Annotated in this window: 24 protein-coding genes and 2 pseudogenes; 13 read left to right on the forward strand and 13 right to left on the reverse strand. The window is 35.9% G+C overall.

What is annotated here, in order from left to right; genetic code table 11:
* The 3 genes and pseudogenes from AAHI02_RS03340 to pdhA form a co-directional block, all read right to left on the reverse strand.
* The gene (locus AAHI02_RS03340) at positions 1-669 is read right to left on the reverse strand and encodes an ABC transporter ATP-binding protein (protein WP_346985437.1); all 669 of its coding nucleotides are present in this window, start codon (positions 667-669) and stop codon (positions 1-3) included.
* A 295-nt stretch (positions 670-964) separates the two neighbouring features.
* A pseudogene (locus AAHI02_RS03345) lies at positions 965-2,579 on the reverse strand (2-oxo acid dehydrogenase subunit E2).
* 109 nt (positions 2,580-2,688) lie between these two features.
* Positions 2,689-3,690: a pyruvate dehydrogenase (acetyl-transferring) E1 component subunit alpha gene (gene pdhA / locus AAHI02_RS03350; protein ID WP_346985438.1), complete on the reverse strand. Its 1,002-nt coding sequence runs from the start codon at positions 3,688-3,690 to the stop codon at positions 2,689-2,691.
* Between the two features lie 127 nt (positions 3,691-3,817).
* On the opposite strand from pdhA, the gene AAHI02_RS03355 reads away from it, so the two are divergent.
* Genes AAHI02_RS03355 through AAHI02_RS03365 form a run of 3 tightly spaced genes read left to right on the forward strand, consistent with a single transcriptional unit; the run spans position 3,818 to position 4,880 of the window.
* The gene (locus AAHI02_RS03355) at positions 3,818-4,264 is read left to right on the forward strand and encodes an ABC transporter permease (RefSeq protein ID WP_346985439.1); all 447 of its coding nucleotides are present in this window, start codon (positions 3,818-3,820) and stop codon (positions 4,262-4,264) included.
* 4 nt (positions 4,265-4,268) lie between these two features.
* Positions 4,269-4,421 (forward strand): phosphatase PAP2 family protein, encoded by a 153-nt coding sequence (locus AAHI02_RS03360; protein WP_346985440.1) that lies wholly within the window; start codon positions 4,269-4,271, stop codon positions 4,419-4,421.
* Between the two features lie 9 nt (positions 4,422-4,430).
* Complete coding sequence (locus tag AAHI02_RS03365; RefSeq protein ID WP_346985441.1) at positions 4,431-4,880, forward strand: BlaI/MecI/CopY family transcriptional regulator; 450 nt, start codon at positions 4,431-4,433, stop codon at positions 4,878-4,880.
* 55 nt (positions 4,881-4,935) lie between these two features.
* Here the strand turns inward: AAHI02_RS03365 and AAHI02_RS03370 are convergent, their stop codons facing one another.
* Positions 4,936-5,349, reverse strand: coding sequence for an RNA-binding protein (locus AAHI02_RS03370; protein WP_346985442.1), 414 nt, complete (start codon positions 5,347-5,349; stop codon positions 4,936-4,938).
* Between the two features lie 405 nt (positions 5,350-5,754).
* On the opposite strand from AAHI02_RS03370, the gene AAHI02_RS03375 reads away from it, so the two are divergent.
* The 10 genes and pseudogenes from AAHI02_RS03375 (at position 5,755) to AAHI02_RS03420 (ending at position 15,770) form a co-directional block, all read left to right on the forward strand.
* Positions 5,755-6,156, forward strand: coding sequence for a hotdog domain-containing protein (locus AAHI02_RS03375; protein ID WP_346985443.1), 402 nt, complete (start codon positions 5,755-5,757; stop codon positions 6,154-6,156).
* Entirely contained in the window at positions 6,153-6,713 is a 561-nt protein-coding gene (locus AAHI02_RS03380) for an AraC family transcriptional regulator (RefSeq protein WP_346985444.1), read from the forward strand. Before AAHI02_RS03375 ends, AAHI02_RS03380 begins: the two co-directional genes overlap by 4 nt.
* Before the next feature lie 266 nt (positions 6,714-6,979).
* Positions 6,980-9,814 carry a heavy metal translocating P-type ATPase gene (locus AAHI02_RS03385; RefSeq protein WP_346985445.1) on the forward strand — a complete coding sequence of 945 codons (2,835 nt, stop codon included), beginning with the start codon at positions 6,980-6,982 and terminating at the stop codon, positions 9,812-9,814.
* 9 nt (positions 9,815-9,823) lie between these two features.
* Positions 9,824-10,552 (forward strand): DUF72 domain-containing protein, encoded by a 729-nt coding sequence (locus tag AAHI02_RS03390; protein ID WP_346985446.1) that lies wholly within the window; start codon positions 9,824-9,826, stop codon positions 10,550-10,552.
* A gap of 241 nt (positions 10,553-10,793) precedes the next feature.
* Complete coding sequence (locus AAHI02_RS03395; protein WP_346985447.1) at positions 10,794-11,534, forward strand: polysaccharide deacetylase family protein; 741 nt, start codon at positions 10,794-10,796, stop codon at positions 11,532-11,534.
* A 188-nt stretch (positions 11,535-11,722) separates the two neighbouring features.
* Positions 11,723-12,383: pseudogene (locus AAHI02_RS03400) on the forward strand (YggS family pyridoxal phosphate-dependent enzyme).
* Positions 12,384-12,439: 56 nt separating this feature from the next.
* A complete protein-coding gene (locus AAHI02_RS03405; RefSeq protein ID WP_346985448.1) occupies positions 12,440-13,624 on the forward strand; it encodes a sigma-54 dependent transcriptional regulator in 1,185 nt (394 codons plus the stop codon).
* Between the two features lie 92 nt (positions 13,625-13,716).
* On the forward strand, positions 13,717-15,105 hold the full coding sequence (locus tag AAHI02_RS03410; protein WP_346985449.1) for an MATE family efflux transporter: 1,389 nt from the start codon (positions 13,717-13,719) through the stop codon (positions 15,103-15,105).
* 19 nt (positions 15,106-15,124) lie between these two features.
* Complete coding sequence (locus tag AAHI02_RS03415) at positions 15,125-15,508, forward strand: metallophosphoesterase (RefSeq protein ID WP_346985450.1); 384 nt, start codon at positions 15,125-15,127, stop codon at positions 15,506-15,508.
* A gap of 10 nt (positions 15,509-15,518) precedes the next feature.
* Positions 15,519-15,770: a hypothetical protein gene (locus AAHI02_RS03420; protein WP_346985451.1), complete on the forward strand. Its 252-nt coding sequence runs from the start codon at positions 15,519-15,521 to the stop codon at positions 15,768-15,770.
* A gap of 15 nt (positions 15,771-15,785) precedes the next feature.
* Here AAHI02_RS03420 and AAHI02_RS03425 read toward each other — a convergent pair whose 3' ends face one another.
* The 9 genes from AAHI02_RS03425 to AAHI02_RS03465 all read right to left on the reverse strand — a co-directional run bounded on the left by AAHI02_RS03425 (position 15,786) and on the right by AAHI02_RS03465 (position 25,931).
* The gene (locus tag AAHI02_RS03425; protein WP_346985452.1) at positions 15,786-16,367 is read right to left on the reverse strand and encodes a nucleosidase; all 582 of its coding nucleotides are present in this window, start codon (positions 16,365-16,367) and stop codon (positions 15,786-15,788) included.
* Between the two features lie 44 nt (positions 16,368-16,411).
* Entirely contained in the window at positions 16,412-16,894 is a 483-nt protein-coding gene (locus tag AAHI02_RS03430) for a DsbA family oxidoreductase (RefSeq protein WP_346985453.1), read from the reverse strand.
* On the reverse strand, positions 16,891-17,109 hold the full coding sequence (locus tag AAHI02_RS03435) for a DsbA family protein (protein ID WP_346985454.1): 219 nt from the start codon (positions 17,107-17,109) through the stop codon (positions 16,891-16,893). The genes AAHI02_RS03430 and AAHI02_RS03435 overlap by 4 nt, the downstream gene beginning before the upstream one ends.
* A 26-nt stretch (positions 17,110-17,135) precedes the next feature.
* Positions 17,136-18,317, reverse strand: a complete 1,182-nt coding sequence (locus AAHI02_RS03440; RefSeq protein WP_346985455.1) for an MFS transporter — start codon at positions 18,315-18,317, stop codon at positions 17,136-17,138.
* A gap of 254 nt (positions 18,318-18,571) precedes the next feature.
* On the reverse strand, positions 18,572-18,913 hold the full coding sequence (locus tag AAHI02_RS03445; protein ID WP_050009551.1) for a hypothetical protein: 342 nt from the start codon (positions 18,911-18,913) through the stop codon (positions 18,572-18,574).
* A 715-nt stretch (positions 18,914-19,628) separates the two neighbouring features.
* Positions 19,629-20,255, reverse strand: a complete 627-nt coding sequence (locus AAHI02_RS03450; protein ID WP_346985456.1) for a chloramphenicol acetyltransferase — start codon at positions 20,253-20,255, stop codon at positions 19,629-19,631.
* A complete protein-coding gene (locus tag AAHI02_RS03455) occupies positions 20,255-20,788 on the reverse strand; it encodes a DUF1697 domain-containing protein (protein WP_346985457.1) in 534 nt (177 codons plus the stop codon). The genes AAHI02_RS03450 and AAHI02_RS03455 overlap by 1 nt, the downstream gene beginning before the upstream one ends.
* Before the next feature lie 78 nt (positions 20,789-20,866).
* Positions 20,867-22,354, reverse strand: a complete 1,488-nt coding sequence (locus tag AAHI02_RS03460) for a hypothetical protein (RefSeq protein ID WP_346985458.1) — start codon at positions 22,352-22,354, stop codon at positions 20,867-20,869.
* A gap of 91 nt (positions 22,355-22,445) precedes the next feature.
* The gene (locus AAHI02_RS03465; RefSeq protein WP_346985459.1) at positions 22,446-25,931 is read right to left on the reverse strand and encodes a DUF2723 domain-containing protein; all 3,486 of its coding nucleotides are present in this window, start codon (positions 25,929-25,931) and stop codon (positions 22,446-22,448) included.
* Between the last annotated feature and the right edge of the window lie 196 nt (positions 25,932-26,127).

A 26,127-nucleotide genomic window follows, 5' to 3' on the forward strand; every position in this document is an offset into this window, starting at 1 on the left:
TTATTCGATGATCATCCCATCTTTCATCACGAGTTTCCGGTCAGTGATTTCTGCAAGATTCGGATTATGAGTGACGATGATAAATGTCTGATTATATTTATCTCTCAAATCAAAAAATAATCGGTGAAGGTCATCTGCATTTTTTGAATCAAGATTTCCTGTTGGTTCGTCTGCAAAGATAATTTTTGGTGAGTTGATTAAAGCTCTCGCCACTGCAACCCTTTGTGCTTCACCACCGGATAACTGATTGGGCTTATGATGCAGACGCTGCTCAATTCTTAAATCTTCAAATAAAGCATAAGCCTTTTCAATCGCTTCTTTTTCGTTCGCCCCTGCAATTTTTGTGGGAAGTAAAACGTTTTCCAAAGCTGTAAATTCCGGAAGCAACTGATGAAACTGAAATACAAAACCAATATTTTGATTTCTGAATTTAGAAAGCTGTTTATCATTCATATTGATAAAAGATTCTCCGGCAATACTAATTTCCGTGTCATACTTACCGGAATTTGTTGGTTGATCCAATGTGCCGAGAATCTGCAAAAGAGTTGATTTCCCTGCTCCGGATTCCCCTACAATTGAAACAACCTCACCGACTTTGATATGAATATCAACCCCTTTCAGTACTTCTAAATTCCCATAAGATTTATGGATATTTCTTGCTTTAATCATAGTTCAAAAATAGTGAATTGATTTGAAATATTGGATAGTTTTAAATGGATTTATATCTTGAAAAATTCTCTTTTTCGTCAAATATTTACCTTCAGATACAAAGAAATGCTTCGACTGCGCTCGGCATGACATTGCGAATACTAACTGTTTTATGACCATTACATAAATTTATGAATATTAAATAAATAATATTGAGATGTCTTGCTGAGCCTGTCGAAGCATCTCATTTAAATATAATCAAACAAAAACGCTCCTCAAAACTTGAGAAGCGTTTTTATATTCAAAACGTTAGAAATTACAGTAACAAAGTTAAAGGATTTTCTAAATATGTCTTTAAAGTCTGCAGGAACTCAGCACCAGTAGCTCCGTCTACCACTCTGTGGTCACAAGCTAATGAAAGCTTCATAATGTTTCCGACTACGATCTGACCGTTTTTCACAACAGGCTTTTCGATAATCGCTCCTACTGAAAGGATCGCAGAGTTTGGCTGATTGATAATACTTGTAAAGGTCTCGATTCCGAACATTCCTAAGTTTGAAATTGAGAAAGTAGAACCTTCCATTTCATTAGCTTTAAGACCTTTGTTTTTCGCTCTTGCTGCCATATCTTTTACTGCGGCAGAAATCTGCGTGTAGTTCATCTGGTCTGTATTCTTAAGAACCGGAACTACCAATCCGTCCGGAATTGCAACTGCTACACCGACATTGATGTTTCCTCTGTGAATGATCTTGTCACCAGCCCAGCTTGAATTTACCTGCGGATGCTTTCTTAATGCAACAGCTGTTGCCTTAATGATCATATCGTTGAAGGAGATTTTAGTATCCGGTAAAGAATTGATTTCTTTTCTTGCCTCAATCGCTTTATCCATGTTGATTTCAACCATTAGATAATAGTGAGGTGCAGAGAATTTACTTTCAGAAAGACGTTTTGCGATAACGTTTCTTACTTGCGAATTCGGAGTTTCTGTATCTTCACCCTGAACGAAGCTTAATGCAACCTGAGCCGCAGCAGGACCTGCTGATGAAGCTGAAGCTGCCGGTTTTTCAGAAGGCTGATAATTTTCAATATCTTTTTTAACGATTCTTCCGTTTTCTCCTGAACCCTGAATGCTGTTAATATCAACACCTTTATCCTGAGCCATTTTTTTCGCTAACGGAGAAATAGCAACTCTGTCTGAAGAAGAAGAATTTGCAACTGGAGCAGCTTTTTCTTCTGATTTAGCTTCCGGTTTTTGTTCAGCCGGTTTTTCTTCTGATGATGAAGCTGCTTTTGGAGCACCAACTCCTGAAACATCTGTTCCTTCAGGTCCGATGATCGCTAAAACTGAATCAACAGGAGCAGCACCACCTTCTTCAACACCTTGCTTCAACAGTACTCCGTTGAATTCAGATTCGAAATCCTGAACGGCTTTATCTGTTTCGATCTCCGCAAGAAGATCTCCTTCTTTTACAGTATCGCCTACATTTTTGTGCCATTTTGCTACTTTTCCTTCCGTCATTGTATCGGAAAGACGTGGCATGGTAATGACTTCTACTCCTGCAGGAATTTCAGCATCAGCTTGCTCTATACTGGTCGAGTTATTTTCTGTTTTATGATCTTCATCGACTTTTTTCTCTTCAGAATCATTGGATTTCGGAGCCTCACCACCTGTTAGTCCGGAGATATCCTCTCCTTCATTACCGATAATTGCCAAAACAGAATCTACAGCTGCCGCGCCACCTTCTTCCACACCAACGTATAAAAGGGTTCCTTCTACTTCAGATTCAAAATCCTGAACAGCCTTGTCGGTTTCAATTTCAGCTAAGATATCTCCTTCCTTTACTTTATCTCCTACTTTTTTTATGCCATTTAGCCACTTTTCCTTCCGTCATTGTATCGGAAAGACGTGGCATTGTAATTACTTCTGCCATAATTTATTTTAATTTGAAAATTTGGTAATTTGTTAATTTGAAAATTAAAAAAAGATATGATAATAAATCATTTTCAAATTTTCAAACTTTCAAATTGACTTATTATCTTTTAGTTTTCTAATTTGTCTAAGAACGGATAATCTTCCTGAGAATATACATACTCATAGATTTTTTCTGCATCCGGATATGGTGAATTTTCCATGAATTCGATACATTCCTCAACAAAGTCTCTTGATTTGTTATCCATTGCTTCCAATTCTTCTTCAGTAGCCCAGCTGTTAGCCAGAATTCTTTGTCTGATCAATTCAATAGGGTCATCATTTTTGTGGATCGCAACTTCTTCTTTAGATCTGTAAGGTTCAGCATCAGACATTGAGTGCCCTCTGTAACGGTATGTTCTCGCTTCGATGAAAGTAGGACCATCTCCTCTTCTTGCTCTTTCGATTGCTTCATAAGCAGCTTCCGCCACTTTTTCAGGGTCCATTGCATCTACTGCAAGACAAGGCATTTCATATCCTAAACCTAATTTATAGATATCTTCGTGGTTGGCAGTTCTTTTTACAGAAGTTCCCATTGCATACTGATTGTTTTCAACAACGAAAATTACAGGAAGTTTCCAGTTCATGGCCATGTTAAACGTTTCATGTAATGATCCCTGTCTGGCTGCTCCGTCTCCGAAAAAGCAGATGTTTACCGCTTTTCTGTCGAAATATTGGTCTGCAAAAGCAATACCGGCTCCCAATGGAATTTGTCCTCCAACGATACCGTGACCTCCGTAAAACCGGTGCTCTTTGCTGAAAATGTGCATAGATCCACCCATACCTCCTGACGTACCTGTAGCTTTACCACAGAGTTCTGCCATAATTCTTTTAGGATCTACTCCCATCGCCATCGGATGGATGTGGCATCTGTAAGCAGTGATCATACTATCTTTAGTTAAATCCATTGCATGTGTAAATCCGGCAGGAATAGCCTCCTGACCGTTATACAAATGTAAAAAACCTCTGATTTTTTGTTTTAGATAAAGAGAACGGCATTTGTCTTCAAACCTTCTCCACATTGTCATATCTTCATACCACTTCAGGTATACCTCTTTAGAAAATTCTTTCATGTGTTGAGCTCTTGCTTATTTATTATGAAATAGTTGAGCAAAATTATAAAAAAAACTTTGTTTTTATTGTATAGATACCAATTGTTTTTTTAGTTATAATATTATATTTACATGGTCAAACTTAATTATGGAAGAAAAACAGCCTTCATTCATTCGTAAAATTTCAAGAATTATATCAGATTTTTTCAATCCTTTAATTTCGCTGGTGATTTTTTTCATCTACATGAGCATCAAAAATTACGCTGTGAAAGATTCTCTACTCTACTTTGTTCCGATTTTATTAATGATTATTCTCCCCATCATAATCTGGCTGGTATGGAATGTAAAGACCGGAAGATATACAAATATGGATGTATCTGACCGCAGGCAAAGAAAAAGCCTTTATTTCTTCATTGCAGGATGTGTTATTTCGTATCTTATTTTTAATTATTTTGAAAATGGATATGTTGATTTTGTAATGCTTTTCATTTTCATTCTGCTTTTAACCATGCAGATCAGCAATTATTTCATTAAAAGTTCCATGCATACGGCATTTAATATATTTGTTGCCGCACTCTTTTTTTGCGATGGATAAATATATGGGACTCCTTTGGCTGGGTATTGCAACTTTGGTAGGCATTACAAGGATTATTTTAAAGAGACATACTCCGAAAGAAGTATTCATGGGCGCCGGCATTGCATTTGTGGTATCTTTTCTATATCTTTATTGCAATATTCAGTTTCAACATTAAGAATTCTATATGAAAATAAATCATCTTACATCCGCGGAGGAAAACTTAATGAGATTATTGTGGAAACTAGGGTCTTTTTATCTGAAAGAGATCATGGAGCAGCATCCGGATCCCAAACCACACCAAAATACAGTTTCTACCTATCTGAAAATATTGATTGAAAAAGGATATCTATCTACACAGAAGGAAGGCCGAATATTCAGGTATCAGACAGTTGTTCCATTTGAAGAATACAGAAAATTTTTATTGACAGAACTCGCAGAGAATTTCTTCAATGGTTCCGGAAAAGAAATTTTAGGATTTATGATTGGTGAGCATATGGTTTCACCAGAAGATTTAAAAGAATTCAATATTGACATTAATCCTGTAGAAAGAAAAGAACCGGAGTTTGATTATGTAAACGAAATTCTCAACCCGAAAAAAGATAAGAAAAAGAAGAAAAAGAAGAAAAAGGAATAATTTTCCTGATTTAAAGAATAAAAAAAGCGGCTTCAGATTGAAGCCGCTTGTATTTTTACCAACGTTTTCCGCCGCCGTTACCGCCACGATCTCCACCGCCGTAACCACCGCCGCTTCTGTTGTTACCTCCGTAACCACCACCGCCGCTTCTGTTGCTGCTACCTCCGTAACCACCGCCGCCTCTGTTTCCGCCTGCGTTGTTACTACCGAAAGCTCTTCTTGGCTTTTCTTCTCTTGGTTTAGCTTCTGAAACATTAAGTGTTTTTCCGTTGAAATCCTTTTGATTAAGAGCTTCAATAGCTTGCTGACCTTCAGCGTCTTCCATTTCGATAAAACCGAAACCTCTTGAACGCCCAGTTTCTTTGTCTGTAATGATTTTTACTGAAGAAACTTCTCCAAATTCTGAAAATAGATCTTGCAACTCATAGTCTTTAGTTGCGTAATTGATGTTTGAAACAAAAATGTTCATCTGAGTAAAAAAATTAAAAATGTTAAAAATGATTTGGTTTATAAAAGAAAAACAACATAAAGAATGAACAAATATTGATTCCAGATATAAGACAGGTGCAAGATACGATTAATAATTTCATATCAAAACGTTTTTTGATTTTTTTTTATTAAAATTTTCAATCAAAATATTACTTTGTTAAAAAGTATTAATTCATCATTAAATATTTATGAATATTTAGTAAAAAACTCATTATCATTAAAATTGTTGATAATAAAGCAATTCTTAAATAATTGAGAATACAAAGCGATCCTTTACCTCATTTATCATCGAGAAAATAAATAATTCTCTTTATCATACTAAATATAAATCCTTTGATGATGCCGGTTTTAAATAGTAAATTTGTACCCGGAAATATCAGGAATTATGAATTATCACACAAGAAAATGGGTAAAACCCGAAGATCTGAACCCCAACCAATCATTATTCGGAGGAAGACTTTTACAGTGGATTGATGAAGAAGCCGCTTTGTATGCAGTTATTCAGCTTGAAAATAAAAAAGTAGTTACAAAATTTATCTCAGAAATTAACTTTGTAAGCTCAGCCAAACAGGGAGATATTATTGAAATTGGCATCGAAGTTTCTTCTTTCGGATCTACTTCTCTTACGCTAAGGTGTGATGTAAGAAACAAAATGACCCATCAGACGATCATCACCGTTGATAAAATTGTTATGGTAAATCTTGACGAACAGGGAAATCCTGCACCGCACGGAAAAACTAAAGTCGAGTTTGTAAAAGACAGATTAAACATTCAGAATCAGGAATGAGAATTTTTATAAAAAATATGGTGTGCGGAAGGTGTATTGCTGCAGTTTCAAATATTTTTAATGAAATAAATGTTGAAGTTAAAAACATCAGCCTCGGAGAAATAGAAACAGAATCTGATATTTCAGAAGAAAAACTGGAAATTCTGGAGGATCTGTTGGAAAAAACAGGTTTTGAGAGGATAAAAGATTCCGCACACCAACTGATCGAAAAGATGAAAAACCTCATCATTCAAAAAATCAGCGAAACGGATATTGATGAAAACTTTCTCCTGTCCGATTTCCTGAGCAACAGGCTCCATAAAGATTACAGCACCCTTTCCAAAACTTTCTCTCAGAACGAAAACCTCACTGTTGAACAGTTTTTTATTCTTCAAAAGATTGAAAAAGTGAAAGAATTGCTCCTTTACAATGAATTTACGTTAACAGAAATTGCAGGAAAATTAGGCTACAAAAGCGTTCAGCATTTATCTTCTCAATTCCGGAATGTCACGGGGTTCACTCCTACCGAATTTAAAAAACTGAAAGTTCATAACAGAAAACCACTCGACCAAATTTAAGTGGAGGGTTTAAGAATGGGAGAGTTTTTTGGGTTTAAAGTCTCGTAGATTGCACAGATATTTTTGTAGTTTCTCTTGTATTAAATTAAAAAAAAACCTTCGTAAACCGCCTGATCTACAAGAGAAATTTAATACATTTTCCTACTCTAAAACGCTCCAACGCTAAAACTCACCTACTTTAAAAACAGAATTTTATAAACATTATCCTTAAATTTATAACAGCCTTCCGAATGCATTTTGGAAATTTGTAGTATAAATAAAGAATCATGGAACATCAATATAAAATTCTCGGAATGACCTGCTCGGGCTGTCAGAAAAAAATTACTGAAAAACTCAATAGCCTGAAAGGCATCAAAGCTGACATCAATCTCGAAGAAAATACGGCCACGATCATCTCTGATAAAGAAATTGATTTACAGGTTTTAAGTAAGGCTCTTGAAGAAATCGGGAACTACAAACTTGAGGATCCGCTGAGTCCGGATAAAGCATTCATAAAGCCACAGGATCGAATTTCCCCGTCTTCTGTATATTATTGTCCGATGGAATGCGAAGGCGAAAAAGTATATTTTCAGCAGGGAAAAAGATGTCCTGTCTGCAATATGTATTTAGTTCCGATTGAGGAAAAACAAGCCAAGGATCCAAATTTCAAACCTGCTTATTCTTCTGCCAACCTTCCTGAAAATTTTAAAGATAATATCGGAAAATACTACTGCCCCATGTTCTGTGAGGGAGACAAGATTTATCCTGACAAAGGAGATTGTCCGGTTTGCAATATGCATTTAGAAGAAATTACGGAAGATCTGGTAAAAAATGGAGAAGCTCATTCACATCACTATCATCATAACCATCATCACGAAGCTCCGAAAGTGACGGATGAAATGGCCGGTAAATACTATTGTCCCATGTTTTGTGAAGGAGATAAAGTATATAATTCCAATGTCGGATGTCCGGTCTGCGGAATGGATCTTGTGAAATATCCTGAAAAGAAAACTGCAAAATACACTTGCCCGATGCATCCTGAAATTATTCGGGATGAACCGGGAGATTGCCCAATCTGCGGAATGGACCTTGTCAGAATTCCCGAAAAAGACGAAGGTGAAGATGAAACCTACCGTATTTTAAAAAGAAAATTGATCATTTCTCTAATATTCACAGTTCCTGTTTTTATCCTCTCAATGGGCGGAATGCTGATTAATTTTCCATTTTCACACCAAATTCAAGGGATGATAGAATTAGCTTTAACCCTTCCTGTACTTTTTTATTCCGGTTGGTTTCTGATGAAAAGGGGCTGGGTTTCATTTAAAACATGGAACCTGAATATGTTCAGTCTTATCGCACTTGGAGTGGTTGCGGCTTTTGTTTTCAGCATTGTGGCGTTGGTTTTCCCAGATAGTATTCCTCATGAAATCCGTGGACATAATCATGAGAGTCCATTATATTTTGAAGCTGTTTGTGTTATTTTAACTCTTGTTATTTTAGGTCAATTGATGGAAGCTGCAGCACATAGAAAAACAGGAAATGCCATCAGAGAGCTGATGAATCTTTCTCCGGACGAAGCCCATCTTATCATAAACGGAGAAGAGAAAAAAGTACTGCTTTCTCAGGTTAAAATCGGTGATTTTTTAAAGGTAAAGCCTGGCGAAAAAATACCTGTTGACGGAAAAATAACAGAAGGAAATTCTTACGTCGACGAAAGCATGATTACGGGCGAACCAGTGCCTGTAGAAAAAAATGTGAATGATAAAGTTTCATCAGGTACCATCAACGGAAACCAGGTTTTTGTGATGCAGGCAGAAAAAGTGGGCGACGATACATTATTGGCCCAAATAATAAAGATGGTCAACGAAGCCAGCAGAAGCAAGGCTCCTATTCAGAAATTAACGGATAAAGTTTCCAAAATATTTGTGCCTGCAGTTGTTTTGGCAGCTGTTCTTACTTTCATTCTCTGGCAGCTTTTCGGTCCTGAAGGAAAGAAAAGCCTGTTCGCTTTCGTTAACGCCGTTGCGGTACTAATCGTCGCATGTCCTTGCGCATTAGGTCTTGCCACGCCGATGTCTTTAATGGTAGGAATCGGTAAAGGCGCCAAAAACGGAATTTTAATCAAAAATGCTGAAGCACTTGAACAAATGAATAAAGTAAATGTTTTAATTACCGATAAGACAGGCACTTTAACCGAAGGAAAGCCATCTGCCGAATATATTGAAGCGATTGATGGCAATAAAAATTTAATTTTGAAACTCGCCTATTCTTTAAATCAAAATTCAGAGCATCCGCTTTCGAATGCCGTGATAAAAAAAGCGAAAAAAGAAAATATTAAACCCGAAAAAGCAGAAAATTTCGAAAATATTTCCGGTAAAGGGGTAAAGGGAAATATCAACGGAAAAACAGTCTACGTAGGAAACGAAAGTCTTTTAACCACTCATACTATTTCAATTCCTGAAAACCTGAAACAAAAAGCCGCCGAAGTACAGGCGAAAGCACACACTATTTCTTATGTTGCAGAAGGTGATAAAGTACTGGGATTTATTAGTTTTACTGATAAAATTAAAGAAAATGCAAAAAAAGCGATTCATCAGTTAGCCAATGAAGGAATTGAAGTCATCATGATGACCGGAGACAATGAACATACCGCAAAAGCTGTCGCCGATGAGCTTGGAATAAAACATTTCAAAGCTGGTTGCCAGCCTGAAGATAAATTAAATGAAGTGAAAAAGCTACAGCAACAGGGAAAAATAGTAGCCATGACCGGCGACGGCATCAATGACTCTCCTGCCCTTGCACAAGCCAATATCGGAATCGCTATGGGAACAGGAACCGATGTTGCGATTGAAAGCGCTGAAATTACGTTGCTGAAAGGCGATATTTCGGGAGTGGCAAAATCCAGACTGCTGAGTGAAAAATTACTTAAAAATATCAAAGAAAATCTATTTTTTGCCTTTATTTATAATGTTTTAGGTATTCCGGTTGCGGCAGGATTATTGTATCCGTTTTTTGGAATTCTGCTGTCACCCATGATTGCTGCGGCAGCGATGAGTGTAAGTTCGCTGTCTGTCATCTTAAATTCATTGCGGCTGAATTCTGTGGATTTAGATATCAAATAATATAAAATTATGGAAAAGGGAAATCTCTATATCGGATGTTCAGGTTTTTACAATAATGACTGGAAAGGCACATTATATCCTGAAGATACCAAAAGCAAAGACTTTCTTATTTTATATTCTAAGGAATTCAACTGTGTTGAGATCAACTCAACTTTTTACAGAAAACCCACCGCGAAAACGCTGACGAAATGGTTTGATGAAACCCCTGACGATTTCAGGTTTTTTATAAAAATACCGAAGACAATTTCCCATGAAAAACGAATGAAAGATTCCAAAGAAGAAATTGCCGCTTTCTGTGAACATATTCAGGTTCATTTAAAAGAAAAACTCTCCGGTTTCCTGTATCAGTTTCCGCCGTCATTTAAAAATACTCCGGAAAATTTAGATATACTTTTTACTAATATCGATTCCGGGTATTTAAACGTTATTGAATTCCGTCACGAATCATGGTGGAACGATGAAATCTTTAATGCTCTGAAAAAAAATAATATTGTTTTTTCAGGAGTAAGTTTTCCAGGAAATCTGCCGGAAGATGTTATCATCAACCATTCTGACATTTTGTACTACAGACTTCACGGAAAGCCTGTTCTCTACAAATCCGAATACAGCGAAGAATTTCTAAAAAGCTTAGCTGACAACCTCAAAAAATCTCATCATAAAGCATTTGTATTTTTCAACAATACGTGGGGAACTTCAGCTATTAAAAATTCGCTTTACCTTAAAGATATTCTTGAATAAATTGTTTTTATTAAAATAAAATTAAAAAACAAAATTTAACAAAATCAGGCATATTTATTGTTAAAAATTATTTGTGAAATTTAACAATTTTTAACAATAAATTCCATTTAATTTATGACAAAAAACTTTGCGGAAAAGTCTGTAAAAAAAGGCTTTTCTAGGGATGTTTGCATTGATGAGTGCAACTTCGATTTTATGTAACAGCTGTAAGCAGGAAAAAAGCAGGAAAGAATCACAAAAATTGATTCAGAAAGATCATCCCATCGCAAAAATTGTCCCCAAAACTCAGGATGAAAATGTTCCTTCCGATAAAAGAGTTATTTATCTTACATTCGATGACGGTCCCAACCGCGGAACGGAAAATCTCCTTAAAATATTGCATAAAAGAAATATCTGTGCAACAGCCTTCCTTGTCGGAAAACACGCTTACGGAAGCAAAAAGCAGCAGGAAGATCTTAAGCTTCTCAGAGAGGATAAACTGGTAGAACTTGCCAATCACAGTTTTACGCACGCACACAATAAATATACTGATTTTTATAAAGATCCGGTAGCGGTGGTTCGCGATTTTGATACCGCAAAGGACAGTCTGAAACTCTATGATCGAATTGCCAGAACGCCGGGAAGAAATATCTGGAGGCTTAATGATATCACAGTAACCGATCTTAAAAGTTCTACGGAAGCAGCCAACAGCCTGAAAAAAGCTGGTTATAAATTGGTCGGCTGGGATCTTGAATGGAAACCAACTCATAAAATGGCTCTAAAAGGCAACCACGAAGACATGCTCAAAAAAGTAGACAGCATTTTCTTCAATGACCTTGAAAAAACGTCCAGACATCTTGTGTTTTTAACCCATGACCAGTATTTAACGGATACTGATTCCATTCATGAGCTTGATCTTTTTATTGAGAAACTACAGAAAAGTAACCGTTTCGTTTTTAGAAAAATTTCGGAATATCCTCATATTAATGAAGTTTTAAATTAATCCCAACAGATACATACAATCAATATTATGTTTGTCATTCTGCTCGAAACAAAGTAGAGTGAAGAATCTCTAATAATATAGCTTAGGTTCTCCCTTCGTCAGAATGACAAACATTTAAACAGAAATCTCAATCCAAAAATTTCAACATTCATTAGCTTTTCCTCTTTAAAATTCGGAAATTTGCAGTTATGAGTATTCAGGAAAATTACAGCCATATCAAAAATCAGCTTCCGGAACATATACAGCTGGTTGCAGTTTCTAAGACGCATCCGATTTCCGCCATTCAGGAAGTCTATGATCTAGGACAGAGGGTTTTTGGTGAAAATAAGGTACAGGAACTGACAGAAAAGTATCCTCTGCTTCCGAAAGATATCCAATGGCATCTGATCGGCCACCTGCAAACAAACAAAGTAAAGTATATTGCTGAATTTATTGATACCATCCAAAGTGTTGATTCTGAAAAACTGATCCGGGAAATTGATAAAGAAGCAGCAAAACATAGCCGTAAAATAAAAGTTTTGCTTCAGGTAAAAATTGCAGAAGAAGAATCCAAATTCGGGTTGGAAACTGAAGAAGCAATACATATCTTTCAAGAATACCTCAGCGGAGAATTTCCAAACGTTCTCATCACGGGATTAATGGGAATGGCAACTTTTACAGACGATGAAAATCAGATAAAAAAAGGAATTTTTAAACCTTAAAAGACTTTTTGACGAATTAAATCAACTAAAAACTATCGAAACATTATCCATGGGAATGAGCGATGACTTTCCTATTGCCATTGAATGCGGCGCCAGTTCTGTGCGTGTAGGATCGGCAATTTTCGGCAGAAGAGATTACTCAAAATAGATGATTAGGTATGGTTTTTGCTAATAATTCAATCAAAAAAATCTAAATTTGCAACTATGCAAAAAATCCTTATTGTAGAAGACGAAAAAACAATTTCAGGAGTACTCCAAAGTATTCTTTCCGATGAACTTACTGACTATGAATTCGTTATCGCTGAAGACGGCCTTGAAGGTTACAAACAGATAGAAAAAGAAGATTTCGCACTGGTGATTTCTGATATTAAAATGCCTAAACTTTCAGGAACTGAGCTTTTGAAACAGAGTTTATCCTTAAAGCCGGAATCCACTTTCATTATGATTTCAGGGCATGCAGACATCGATTCTGCCGTTTCCTGCCTTAGAGATGGTGCGTACGATTTTATTTCAAAGCCTATCGATATCAACAGATTGATTACCAGCGTAAAAAATGCTTTAGCTAAAGAAACACTGAAGAAGGAGAACAAAAACCTTCAGACAGAAAACAAAACGCTAAAGAAAAAGGTAAGCAAAAAGTACCAGATGATCGGTGAATCTGCAGGTTTGAAAAAGATTCAGGATATGATCGAGAAAGTAGCGGTATCTGATGCAAGGGTTTTAATTACAGGTCCAAACGGAGCCGGAAAGGAACTTGTTGCTCACGCTATTCACAACCAGAGCGACAGAGCGAGAGGCCCGATGGTAGAGGTAAACTGTGCCGCAATTCCTTCTGAATTAATTGAATCTGAACTATTCGGACACGTAAAAGGTTCTTTTACAGGAGCAATCAAGGATAAACAGGGAAAATTTGAACAGGCTAACGGTGGTACCATTTTCCTTGATGAAATCGGTGACATGAGCCTGATTGCACAGGCTAAAGTTTTAAGGGCTTTACAGGAAAGTAAAGTTTCTCCCGTAGGAAGTGATAAAGAAATAAAGGTAGACGTAAGAGTTCTTGCCGCTACCAATAAAAATATGCAGAAGGAAATTGAAGCAGGAAGATTCCGTGAAGACCTTTACCACAGACTTTCTGTGATTGAAATCTATGTTCCGCCATTGGATGAAAGAAAAGAAGACATCAAATCATTGGTTGAACATTTCGCAGGAGTGATCTCAGATGAACACGGCACAGCCATTAAAAAATTCGATGATAAAGCTATCGAAGCTTTAAAGTCACTTTCCTGGACAGGAAACATCAGAGAGCTGAGAAACGTTGTGGAAAGACTAATCATCCTCGGAGGAAATACAGTTTCTGCCGAAGACGTTGCAAGTTTTGTAAGGAAATAATGTAAGTATTATTTTAAATAAATTATGAAAATTGCAGTATCATTTGTTACTGCAATTTTTTTTAAATAAAACTGTATGAACCATAAAATATCATGAAATTTTTACATAAAAACTATACGAAAGAATGCCTTACCCTGGCTCTTCCGGTCATGCTGACGCAGGTAGGTCAGGTCTCGGTGAATCTTTTCGACAATATTATCGTGGGAAAATTACTGGGAGCCGACGCACTGGCATCCGTATCTTTAGGAAATGCCGTATTTTTCTCAATGTTTGTGCTGGCATTAGGCTTTTCTTTTGCCATTCCGCCATTGGTTTCGGAGGCACATTCAAAGCATGATCACCCAACAATTAATTCAGTATTCAGCCATGGATTTGTTATTAATATGACCGTGGGAATTATACTGATGGCTGTCCTTCTTTTAGGAATGCCACTACTCTACCATTCCGGACAACCGGATAAAATAATTCCCGATACGGTTGATTTCCTTACGATTATGGCGATCAGTATTGTTCCGTTTATGGCGTTTCAGACTTTGAGGGAAGTTTCTGAAGGTTTATCATATACCATCGGCGTAACGAAAGCGACAATTATTGCCAATGTGATCAATATCGTTCTTAATTATGTCTTTATCAAAGGACTTTTCGGGCTTCCGCCAATGGGCGTAAAGGGTTCTGCTTTAGCCAGTCTTATTGCAAGAATTTTCATGGTGGTGTTCCTTTATTTTGTTCTTTTAAAGCAAGATAAAACACGACGCTATATCAAAGATTTTTCGTTGAAAATTGAAGCTTTCTCGAAGAAAATGTTTGAAAAAATGATACGTTTAGGCCTGCCGACAGCACTACAAATGTTTTTTGAAGTTACCGCTTTTGCCGGCGCTGCTTTTATCTGCGGATTGATTTCAGCTCATGATATCGCTTCTCACCAGATTGCATTGAGCATGGCTTCATTTACATTCAATTTATGCATCGGGTTCAGTGTTGCTTCTACCGTCATGATCGGAAGAAAGCTTGGTGAGCAGAATTTTATTGAGTTAAGAAAGGTAGGAATTAATAACCTGAAGATCGCTTTTATTTTCATGGCGATCTGTGGAGTGATGTTTATTTTAGGAAGAAATATCCTGCCTACATTTTTCACGAAAAAAGAAGAAGTTGAAGTAATTACGCTAGCTGCAAAGCTAATGATTATTGCGGCGCTGTTTCAGCTTTCGGATGGAATTCAGGTGACCGCTTTGGGTACACTGAGAGGTATGCAGGATGTAAAAATTCCTTCTATCTACACATTTATCGCTTACTGGATCATTACTATTCCGTTAGGATATTTTCTTTGTGTGACCCTGAAAATGGGCGCTTTCGGAATGTGGATTGCACTTGGTCTCGGATTGACGATTTCCGCAGTTTTTTTGGTTAAAAGATTCCTGAATATGTCTGCTAAGAGAATAAGAAAGATTGCTGAATCAGATATTATTAAAGATAAAATTTAAATAAATATTCTGTAAAGGAATGAATGTACAGACAAAAAGTATAAACGTACAGCAGGAAACATTTACGCTTACCAATCAAAGGGCTTTATTCTGGGAAGAACAAAAAGCCCTTATTCTGTCGGATTTACATATCGGAAAAACTGCACATTTCAGGAAAAATGGCATTGCTCTTGCGAATCAGATCATGAAAAATGACCTCGAAAGGCTTTCAATACTGATCGAATATTTTAAACCGGAGAAATTCATTGTTGTCGGAGATTTGCTTCATGCAGGTGACAATTCCGATGTAGACGAATTCTGCGAATGGAGAAATCAATATAGTGATCTTCAGTTTCATCTGATAGAAGGTAATCACGATAGAATATCAAAAAAAGCTGGAATCAAAACTATGTTTAAATTTTAAATCTGAATCATTGGAAATTGATGATTTCATGCTGATTCACGACTTTGAAAAAAAACACAGGAAATTTCAGATTACCGGTCACATCCATCCCGGATTTGTCATTAACTCTCCTGTTAAAAAAATAAAACTGCCTTGTTTTGTGGTGACAGAAAACCAGCTTCTTTTGCCTGCCTTCAGTGAATTTACAGGTCTGGATACAAAAAATCTTCCCCAAAAAGGAAGATTCTATGTTTTTACTGATGCTGAAATTTATGAAATATGATTTCAGCAACCGCTGTTATACAAATAAAATTCTGTTAAACGCTTCCGAAGCCCTATGTACCTGCACCGTCCAGTCATCTGCAGCATCGCTTCCCGCATCGTCAGAGATATATTTCAGACAAAGAAAAGGTATTTTCTCTTTCATAGCAATCAGAGCCAGCGGGTAAGCTTCCATATCAACAATATTATAATCTTTTTCAGAATGATTCATTTCAAAGCTGTCTCCGCTGCCGCAGATTCCTTCAGGAAGATCATGTTTTTTCAGTCCGTATTCCAACAACGGAGGGATTCCTGATAATGGCGTTTCGTATAAACTAAAGCCAAGACCTGTTACATCCATATCTCTCTGGATAAATTTTGTACAGCACACGACTTCTCCTTTATGAAAACTTTTGCTTCCAGCAGAACCTAGATTAATAATCAATTTAGGCTTTCTGCGGTGAATTTCTTTGGTGAGCTCCATCGCGGCATTTACTTTTCCGATACCGGTAATAAGTTTATTTTTATCGTTAAAAACTTTTCCCGCTTCAGAATCCAATGCAAATACAAAAAGAGTTTCGTCTAAGGGAAACTGGTGGTCTTCATTTACTTTAATCATAATAAAACTGGGTATTTTTAAAATTTACAGAAGCTGAATTTAAATTAAATACTACAGCCATCTGCATCACACGAGTTTCCATCACCTGAAAGATTCTTTAACGGAAATACCGTTTCATCATACGTCTGTTGAAGGGCACTGACAAAAAAATCGACAGGCTGCGCTCCTGACACAGAATATTTTCCATTTAAAATAAAGAAAGGAACTCCTGAAATTCCTTGACTTCCTGCTTCGGAAATGTCATTTTGCACATCATTATCAAATTCTTCCGACACTAAAACCTGCTGAACTTCATCTTTATCGAGTCCTAAAGATTGGGCGATAGAAATCAATGTATCTCTATCTCCCACATTTCTTCCGTCAACAAAATGAGCAATAAAAAGTGCTTCTTCCATCTTGTCGGCCAATTTATATTTTTTAGCTAAATGTAATAATTTATGAGAGGAAAAAGTATTGGTAATCAACGCTTTTTCAAAGTTAAATTCAATACCGGCATCTTTTCCCATCTGGGATACCTGCCCTATCATTTGTTTAGCCTGTGCTTCGGGAAATCCTTTTTTTCTTTAAAATATTCAAAAGTAGTTTTTGTCTCATCAGGATTTAAAGTAGGATCAAGCTGAAAACTTTTCCATTCTACTTCCACTTCATCTTTGAAAGGTAATTTTTCAAGTGCTTTTTCAAAGTTATTCTTCCCGATATAGCAAAACGGACACATCACATCCGACCAGATTTCTATTTTCATAGTATTTATTTTTCGATTGAATTATATTAATTTTTAATTTTTCTGCTAAAAATCAGATGAGCAGTCAGGGCAAGTATTCCCATCGAAACACCTACAAAACAAACGCCGCCCCATTGGAAATGCTGCCACGCGATTGAAGCCAGCCAGGTTCCCATAGATCCACCGATAAAATAGGAAACCATATAAACCGTATTCAGTCTGTTTACTGCATTAGATTTTATCAGAAAGTAATTCGTCTGATTCATGATGTGACTAGACTGTACGCCCAGATCCACCAAAATTACTCCTGCGATCAACCCCCAATACGTTTCACCTGCAAAATAAGTAAAGGCCCAGCTCATCAGAACCACTATTAATGCATAAAAAATAATCCTGTTGAGATCCAGTATCCTTTGTAATTTGCCAACTTTCGCAGCTGCTAAAGCTCCTACTGCTCCGGCTAAACCAAAACTCCCCACCACCGACGGACCCGCACTAAAAGGAGGTTTCTCCATATGAAAAACCAATGTTGTAAACAGAGCGCACATCGAACCGAAAGCCATTGCACCACGAAATGATGCCAATCTTAAAACAGGTTGGGTTTTAGCTAAATGAAAAACCGATTTCATTAACTCTCCATAAGTTCCTTTGAAGTTTGGATGAAGCTCGGGAAGCATTTTGTAGACAGCCAGCCAAACCAGAATCATCATTCCTGCAGCGATTCCAAACATGGCTCTCCAGCCAAACATTTCTCCAATGATTCCACCAATAAATCGGGATAGAAGTATTCCCAGCAACAAACCAGACATTACCAAGCCTATATTTGAAGATTTTTCTTTATCAGGGGACAGTTCTGCTGCCATCGGAACAAACAACTGTGGAATAACAGAAGTTGTACCTATGAGCAAACTCGCGGCGTACAGCATCCATAATTCTTTTGCGAAAGTCATCCACAACAAGGCGGCAAAAACCAGAAAAAGATCAATAAGAATAAGTTTTTTGCGGAAAAATTTATCGCCCAGAGGAACAATAAGCAAAAGTCCTACAGCATAACCCAACTGGGTAAGAACAGAGATTTTACTCGCCGCAGATTCCGGAACATGCAAATCTTCAGCAATAAGTGAAAGTAAAGGCTGATTATAATAAATATTTGCTACAACAAGTCCCGAAATGACCGTCATCAACCAAATTACAGTACGTGAAATACCGTTGGCAGAATTCAAATGCATAGATTTTGTTTAAGAATTAAGAAATTTGAAATACAAAAATACTTAATTTGAAACAAAAGAAAATAAAGAATGTATCGGTTTTACCGATGATTTCAATTGATAGAAAACTTTCAAAGATCAGAAATTAGCGCAAAATAATACCTATTTACCTGACGTAGAGAAAACGATAAAACTAAGGATTAACAGCAAAGAAGCATAAGAATTTTTAGAAAATTTGTGAAAGTTATTCTACTTTCATAAAAAGAAAAAATGGTTTAAAGTTCATTAAACCATTTATAAATATCAACTGTTGACGCAATATTCAATTTTTTTCTAAGCCTGTTTTTCCTGTTTTGGATAGCTTTAGGAGTAACATAAGTGTATGTTGCGATTTCCTTTGTTGTTAAATTAAATTTCAAATAAATACAGAAAATCAGTTCAGAATTTTTTAAATCAGGCTGAATAGCAGCAAGTTTCTTAAAAAATTGAGGATCCACTAGTCTGAATTTACTCAACAGACGTGGGGAATTTTCTTTTGCTAATGCCAGAATTTCATCCTGTACAAAAATCTTTTGGTTTAAGTCTTCTAAATTGAATTCAGTTTTTTCGTTTTTCATAATATTTTCTCATCTCTAGTAATCCTGATGCTTTCGTAAGCTTCTGCATTAATTTTTTTCGCTTTCAACTTCAGTAAAGATTTATTCTTTATTTTTTGAAGTTTTCCAATTTATTCATGATATTTTATCATTTTGAAAATCGGCATGCATTAGTAGCAATTACGCATTCTTGATTATTGTATTTTAATAGGTAAATATTTCTTCAAATCTTCTATTATACTTTTAAATAAAGGCAAAGAAAGAAAAAATGATTAAAATTTTCCCTAATTAAAATACCACATACATACCACGAATAATTTTAATACTCTCTTTATATTACATCAGGGTATATAATATTTCATTAATCTGAGAACAAAACTATTGTTTTATAATTTTGTTTTTTATGATTATAATCAATAGACCTAAAAAATATGAGTTATATTTATTATGAATTACATAAAGTATTCATCTTTAAGATCAACTGATACGATTTGTGGTACCGTTATGGTAGCACCTTATTTTATCAAATTTTCAATGAAAGAAGAGTTTAATTCTTACTTTTATACTGTAAAAAAAACGGATGAATTTTAAATATCTAAATTATAATGATGAATTTTTAAATAAATGAATAACGAATCACAAAATTGAATTTTCAATAATGTAATGTCAGAAAATGACGAACCAAAATTTATATTTTAAAACAGATAAAAGGACATCTGCATCGGCAGTCTGAGATTTATGTATTCAATTGATTCTGGAATTCCTCAAAATATTTTGCCAGATGAAAACCATCTGCAAGCCCGTGATGAGCCTCCACAGAAACAGGAAGGAATTTTCTGCCATTCTTTATATTAAACTTTCCAAATGTAATTTTCGGAACAGACTCGGTTTTATCAAGAGGTGTCGGATGCAGAATTGCAGAAAAAGAAGTCCAAGGAATCGTTGAATGCCTTATCAGGTCCTTACCCAATTCTCCATTATTCATTCTTAATCCTGCAGAGTTTTGTACTTCATCAATCTCTTTCTGCAGTTCGGCATTAAAAATCTCAAAATCATCTGAAAAATGAATATATGCAAAGCCAAACGTTCCGTCTGCCCTGCCGATGGTAGTTCCCGCATTAATCATGTCATAAAGGACAATCTGCCCGTCAACAAGTCTTAGCTTTAACTCTTCAACAGCATTCACCGCAACCATCGATTTGTGGAGGTAAGTACCAAAGAAAGACTGCCCGTTATCTTTTGATTTCTCGTATGCCATCGTACAATCAACTTCAGAGGTAAAGCCGAAATAAGGACTTGCCATCTTGGAGAAAAACTCGAAATGTTCTTTTCTTTTCCAGCTTTCAATATCTATAATCTGCATTAATTTTTATTTAAAACTTTTAAAATTTTCTCAAAAGTATTTATATTTCTACTTGTAAACTGGTCTTTCATGGTTTTCTTCCCTAAAATTTTACCGAAATTAGAATCCAGAGTATTTCCCTTAGAAATCTGCCAATAAAAAATATGGTTAACGATTTTCGCTTCTTCGTATTCAGTCTTCGAACCATTTTCAAATTCTTTCATTAAAATATTTTCTACACCATCATTTCCTATAAAAGTATAGCAATGAAGATCGTCCTTCTTTGGAAAAGGATTTCCGTTCCAGAAATTTTCTATTTCCTCCTGAGATTTTATGAATAGAAAAACATCGTAGGAAAAATGTTCAGACATTGATTCCTCAAGCAATACTTTTAATTCTTCGACCTTCTTTTCAGATGAAAAAATTATATTTCCTGAAGCCAAGACAGAAGTAACATTTTCAACTCCTGATTTTTTAAAAACCTCGCAGACTTCAGTCATTTTCATATTGGTTCCTTTCACATTAACGCCGCGGAGAAATGCACAGTATTTCATTTTGGTTATTTTATAATTTTAAATTTGAGATTATGGTTAAGAATTTTAAATATAAAGTTTAGCTGGTATTTCACCCGATTAATCAATCCTTTCGTATAAATTATAATCTGATCCGGAAGGCTTCAAAATGTAGATTTTTTCAATAATCTGATAAGCACTTTTAAGATGATCTTTAACTCTAAATTCCTTAATGAGCTTATAATGTAGCCTGTAATATTCTGTATCTTTTCTTTGATATAAATCATCGTAAGTGAGCAGATATTTCGGTTTTCTGTCCTTCACGGTATTGATCCAGAAATTGGCTTTGTCTTTTAGAATCCCTCTCTGAACTCCTTTGTCTACCAAACCAACTTCATCGATCGTTTTTAAACCTGAAAAATAAGGGATATAACCTGCAGGTTCCAGGAAAATCCATTGATTTTTATCTTTTTCGTATGTGTTTAAAAATAATCCTATACTTCTCCTGTAATTCCATTCTCCATTCCCTGTCGCTATAGAATGTACAGTCTGGAAAACAAACATCGGTATTATATAGAAAGTCATCAATAATGAAAGCCATAGATTTCTTTTTACTCTTTGCTCCAAAATAAAAATTAAAACCGGAACAAAAAGCAGTATCTGGGGAACCCAATAATACCAGTCGAACAGACTTCTCTGAGATAGAAAAATCAATTGTTTTATCCATCCGAAAACAAAAACCATCCAAAGAAAATAATTCCTGTGTTTTTTTTGCCTGATTAAATAAATAAAGGATAACAATTCAAATATCAGCAGAAAAAAAGTCAGCGGATTAAAATTTCCCGGAAGCTTCAACATTCCCCAGAAATTTCCAAAATTCTGGACAAAATATTCAAGATTCTGCTCAAGTGTAAAATGATTGTCGTAAGCAATTTTTTTAGCTACGATCGTATTATTAATGAACTCTCCGAAATACAGCCAGTTGAATGCCAACACTGCAGAAATTCCTAAAATTCCTCCCAGAAAATATGACCATTTAATTTTTTTATTCCAGAAAACATCAATTATAAATACCGTTCCAAGGAAAATCGCAGTATCGATTCTCGTAAATAAAATTAAAACCGGGAAGATGATCTGAGCCCATTTTTTACTTTTATAAAAGCCATAATACAATAACGCCATTTCAAGAAAGAAGAGCAAACCGTACTCCATTCCCAGGATGGAAATTTTTATGGACGGCGGTAAAATTCCAATTAAAAATATAAATATTGCTTTGTTCCAGGCATCTTTCAATAATAAATGTGAGAGAAAAAGACTTCCGATGGTAAAAAGGATTGAATTGAAAATCAAAAGCGGTTCAATGAAATTTTCTTTTCCGAAAATTGCATTAAAAACATAAGAAATAAGGACGTAAAGATGTGTTGTAGAGGCGGAAATTTTTGTAGGACCATTAAATCCTATCACTCCGTAATCCAAGAGATTCTGAGCTACCCGCCAGGTGATAAATGCATCTTCCTGAATGTAGTGTGTGAGTAAAAACAGCAGTTTAAAAATAACCGTAAACAATACGGCATACATCGGAATCTTTTGAGTTTTTGCTTCTGACATTGTGTTTCTTTGATCTCGCAAATATAATCTTTTATACTTTTGAATCCCAACATAAAAAAACGGAACCGAAGTTCCGTTTTAAGTTTTGATATTATTGCGTTGCTTTAATAATCGAATTGGTGATCTGTGCCTCCTTTTCTTTTGAGTAAGTGGAATCAAAAGGTTCCATCACATCAAATAAATACTGGTAGAACGGCGTGATCTTCTGTACCTGCTCAGATTCATTCATTGCTTTTTCCTTGCCCATTTCTTTTAGATTCTCAATGAACGTATTGAATTTCTTATCGATTGGTTCAATGGATTTCACAAGATAATCATAAGCCTTGTCTTTCTTTCCGATTGTTGTATAACCATCTGTAACAGCCGAAACAACTAAGGAATATTCCATTGGTTTTGTTCTGATCTGTCTTCTCAGATAGCTTTGGTCAGATTTACTCAGACTCATATAATAATCGTACTCTTCGAAAATACCTTTTTTCAGAACTTCCGCCAGCTTCAGACCTTTGGCTTCCTGCCCTGAAACGATATATCCGTAAACCATTGAACTTAATGAACGAGGATCATTGTATTTTTCTGCAGGAATTTCTTTTGATGCAAGATCCAGTAATTCCAGCGCTTTTCCTTTTTGTCCCATTGTTGCTAAGGCCGCTGCTGCTCTGCTTGCTGAAGCTCTGTAGCTCATAATGTTTGAAGTTGCTGTTTCGTCAAAATGAGTATTCAGATTTTTAAAATTACCCCATCTGAAGTTTTTAACGACATTGTATAGAGAATTCGGATCTACTCTACCCATCTCTCCGTCCGGGGTCTGAGGTGTATGGATCGGGATCAGTCGGTAACTGAATCCGTCAAACTGGAGATATTCATCAAGATAGAAAATATTTTCACTGTCATAAATTCCTCCTGAAGAGAAGCTAATTGGTTTTTTCCAGTCAAAGTTGGCCAGAATATCAAGCATAATCAGATTATTCTTATATAATGTGTTGGCTTTATAAGTAATCATAATCTGGTTTACCGTGTTGGGAAGATCTGCCACATTGATGATTCCTGCTTTTACCGCATTTTCTTTATTGACAGGAAGGATGAATTTATTAACCGGAAGAATGTTATATTTCTCAAATTTTTCTTCACCGAAATACATTTTAAGAAGTTCATTTTTCGCAGGAGATGAATATTTAAGGAAGCTTATTGCCTGTTTCATCGTCATTGAATCCTGCGTAAGATACTTTCTGAATTCCGCAAACTCCGTTTTAGGTGCTCCCTGTTCTTTCAGCATAGAGAAAAGCCCTTCCCAGTCTGATTTTTTCATCATATAGATCTGGTCGTTTACACCATCTCTGTAGTCATCATGTGTTAATACTCCCGGAACCGGTGCCGCATTATAGGTTCTTCTTTTGATCTGATCGATATTCCATGGAGTTGATGCTAAGGTAAAGTTCACTACTTTTACATCGTCTCTGAATTGTTCAGTCTCCTGAATGGCCCAAACCGGATACGTATCATTGTCTCCGTAAACAAATAAAATATCGTTTTTAGGTAATGATTTTAATACAGAATATCCGTAATCATAAGAAGTATATCGGTCGTGTCTGTTGTGTACATTATAGTTCTGGAATCCCATCATAAAAGGAACTCCCAGCAAAACCACACCCGCTACAATATTGGCAGCATTTGATTTGATTTTAGATTGTAAAAACCAAAGAATAGCTCCTGCTCCCAATCCGATCCATATGGCAAAAACATAGAATGAGCCGACCATTGCATAGTCTCTTTCTCTGGGTTCAAAAGGTTTTACCCCTGTATAGAAAATAATTCCTACACTCATCAATACAAAAATTGAAAGCATAGCGTAGAATCTTCCGAAGTCTTTATTCAATTGGAAAAAGAATCCGATAAGCCCTAAAATTAGCGGTAAAAAGAAGAATTTCACCGTACTTTCATTCTTGAATTTTGCAGGCATTTTACTCTGATTTCCCCAAAGCGCATTATCGATGAAAGGAATACCTGAGATCCAGTTTCCTCTCGTGCTTTCCATATTTCCTTCAAGGTCATTCTGACGTCCTACAAAGTTCCACATCAGATATCTTACAAAATAATATCCGTTCTGGAATGTGATAAAATAATCTAAGTTCTGTCCCAGAGATGGTCTCTGAACGTTAAGAAGATTGTAAGGTCTTACCTTTAAATAATCTGAAGCGGTAATGGTTCCGTCTTCATATTTTTTTCTCAGCTCATCAAAAATTTGTTTAGCTTCAGGACTGTCTGCAACATCTTCATTTGAATAGTTAAAAGTAAAATCAGGGGCACCATACATGGAAATATAGTTGGCCATGACATCTTTATCTTCATTAAACATTCTCGGCATGAAGCCTACATGCGCTTTATTAAATACATAATTGAATCTGTCACCAGTCTTTCTGTACGTTCCTGTTTTTTCGTCTTTTTCGTAAATTTCCCCGGTTTTCTGGGTTTTAAAACTTCCGTCTTCATTTTTCTCAATTCCGTTGGCATCAAGATAAGCTGTATAATTCTGACCATAAATTGTCGGCCAGTCGCCATACTGTTCTCTATTATAATAATCCAGCATTCCGATGGCATTGTCAGGGTCATTAAGGTTCATCGGAGGATTGGCGTTGGCTCTGATAGGAATTACCATCCAGCAGGAGAATCCGATCATCATAAAAACAACTGATAATGCAATCGTCTGATAAACATTTCTCTTCATCTTTCTGGTGTAAGAAATCAGGAAATAACAGATCGCGATCATTATGATAAATGCAGCAATCGTCCCTGAATGAAAAGGAAGGCCTAATCCATTAACAAAGAAAATTTCCAGCTTCCCAAACATCGTCATGATAAACGGGAAAATTCCTTTAAAAACTATAGCCAAAATCACTAAAGTAATCACATTTGCCCAGATAAAATTTTTCCAGGTAAACGTATATTTTCTTGCATAATATACGAGGCAAACCGCCGGGATCGCCAGCATACACATCATGTGAACCCCCACAGAAAGTCCCAGAATAAAGAAAATTAAGATAATCCATCTTTCATTATCCGCCGCCAGATATTCATTTTCCCATTTGGTAATCAGCCAGACTAAGAGTGCGATAAACATAGACGCCATGGAATATACTTCTCCTTCCACCGCAGAAAACCAGAATGTATCTGAGAAAGTGAAGCATAACGCTCCTACAATTCCGGCAAAAAGAATAGAGATTTCCTGATGTTTTGTGATTTCATCAAAATCTTTGTTTAAAAGTCTTCTTACGAAGTGAGTGATCGTCCAAAACAAAAACAAAATTGTAAATGCACTGAACAATGCGGACATCGCATTGATCACGATAGAATAATTTTCGCCTTTTCCTAAAGCAAAAATGGCTGCCACAGCACCCACAATCTGGAATAAAGCAGCTCCCGGAGCGTGCGTTACTTCAAGTTTTACCGCAGAGGAAATATACTCGCCACAATCCCAAAAACTGAAATTCGGTTCTATGGTGGACAAGTACGTAATAAATGCAATGGCGAAAATCACCCATCCTAGAACGGTGTTCCATTGCCTGAAAGCCCAATTTTTCATAGTATTAAATCAATTACGCGAAAATAAGGCTTTTATATGATTTTAGAGGGTTTTTAACAAAATTTAAAGGTTTTGGCTCACTTTTTGAAAACTTTCATCGTTGGATAGTGAGGGAAAAATAATTTTTATCTATTTTAGACGTTAGAAATCAAAACAAAAGTTTAGAAATAAATTTATTTTTTTGTATTTTTGCCGA

The sequence above is a fragment of the Chryseobacterium sp. POE27 genome (assembly GCF_039727685.1).
In the GTDB taxonomy this organism is placed as follows: Bacteria; Bacteroidota; Bacteroidia; order Flavobacteriales; family Weeksellaceae; genus Chryseobacterium.

What these genes read in the sequence shown, in the direction of transcription:
- AAHI02_RS03465 (WP_346985459.1), bottom strand. Translation starts at nt 25,931, where the DNA reads ATGAAAAATTGGGCTTTCAGGCAATGGAACACCGTTCTAGGATGGGTG.
- AAHI02_RS03455 (WP_346985457.1), bottom strand. Translation starts at nt 20,788, where the DNA reads ATGAAATACTGTGCATTTCTCCGCGGCGTTAATGTGAAAGGAACCAAT.
- AAHI02_RS03390 (WP_346985446.1), top strand. Translation starts at nt 9,824, where the DNA reads ATGGAAAAGGGAAATCTCTATATCGGATGTTCAGGTTTTTACAATAAT.
- AAHI02_RS03450 (WP_346985456.1), bottom strand. Translation starts at nt 20,255, where the DNA reads ATGCAGATTATAGATATTGAAAGCTGGAAAAGAAAAGAACATTTCGAG.
- AAHI02_RS03405 (WP_346985448.1), top strand. Translation starts at nt 12,440, where the DNA reads ATGCAAAAAATCCTTATTGTAGAAGACGAAAAAACAATTTCAGGAGTA.
- AAHI02_RS03440 (WP_346985455.1), bottom strand. Translation starts at nt 18,317, where the DNA reads ATGCATTTGAATTCTGCCAACGGTATTTCACGTACTGTAATTTGGTTG.
- AAHI02_RS03380 (WP_346985444.1), top strand. Translation starts at nt 6,153, where the DNA reads ATGAGAATTTTTATAAAAAATATGGTGTGCGGAAGGTGTATTGCTGCA.
- AAHI02_RS03360 (WP_346985440.1), top strand. Translation starts at nt 4,269, where the DNA reads ATGGGACTCCTTTGGCTGGGTATTGCAACTTTGGTAGGCATTACAAGG.
- AAHI02_RS03365 (WP_346985441.1), top strand. Translation starts at nt 4,431, where the DNA reads ATGAAAATAAATCATCTTACATCCGCGGAGGAAAACTTAATGAGATTA.
- AAHI02_RS03460 (WP_346985458.1), bottom strand. Translation starts at nt 22,354, where the DNA reads ATGTCAGAAGCAAAAACTCAAAAGATTCCGATGTATGCCGTATTGTTT.
- pdhA (WP_346985438.1), bottom strand. Translation starts at nt 3,690, where the DNA reads ATGAAAGAATTTTCTAAAGAGGTATACCTGAAGTGGTATGAAGATATG.
- AAHI02_RS03430 (WP_346985453.1), bottom strand. Translation starts at nt 16,894, where the DNA reads ATGATAGGGCAGGTATCCCAGATGGGAAAAGATGCCGGTATTGAATTT.
- AAHI02_RS03355 (WP_346985439.1), top strand. Translation starts at nt 3,818, where the DNA reads ATGGAAGAAAAACAGCCTTCATTCATTCGTAAAATTTCAAGAATTATA.
- AAHI02_RS03410 (WP_346985449.1), top strand. Translation starts at nt 13,717, where the DNA reads ATGAAATTTTTACATAAAAACTATACGAAAGAATGCCTTACCCTGGCT.
- AAHI02_RS03340 (WP_346985437.1), bottom strand. Translation starts at nt 669, where the DNA reads ATGATTAAAGCAAGAAATATCCATAAATCTTATGGGAATTTAGAAGTA.
- AAHI02_RS03445 (WP_050009551.1), bottom strand. Translation starts at nt 18,913, where the DNA reads ATGAAAAACGAAAAAACTGAATTCAATTTAGAAGACTTAAACCAAAAG.
- AAHI02_RS03370 (WP_346985442.1), bottom strand. Translation starts at nt 5,349, where the DNA reads ATGAACATTTTTGTTTCAAACATCAATTACGCAACTAAAGACTATGAG.
- AAHI02_RS03375 (WP_346985443.1), top strand. Translation starts at nt 5,755, where the DNA reads ATGAATTATCACACAAGAAAATGGGTAAAACCCGAAGATCTGAACCCC.
- AAHI02_RS03425 (WP_346985452.1), bottom strand. Translation starts at nt 16,367, where the DNA reads ATGATTAAAGTAAATGAAGACCACCAGTTTCCCTTAGACGAAACTCTT.
- AAHI02_RS03435 (WP_346985454.1), bottom strand. Translation starts at nt 17,109, where the DNA reads ATGAAAATAGAAATCTGGTCGGATGTGATGTGTCCGTTTTGCTATATC.
- AAHI02_RS03415 (WP_346985450.1), top strand. Translation starts at nt 15,125, where the DNA reads ATGAATGTACAGACAAAAAGTATAAACGTACAGCAGGAAACATTTACG.
- AAHI02_RS03385 (WP_346985445.1), top strand. Translation starts at nt 6,980, where the DNA reads ATGGAACATCAATATAAAATTCTCGGAATGACCTGCTCGGGCTGTCAG.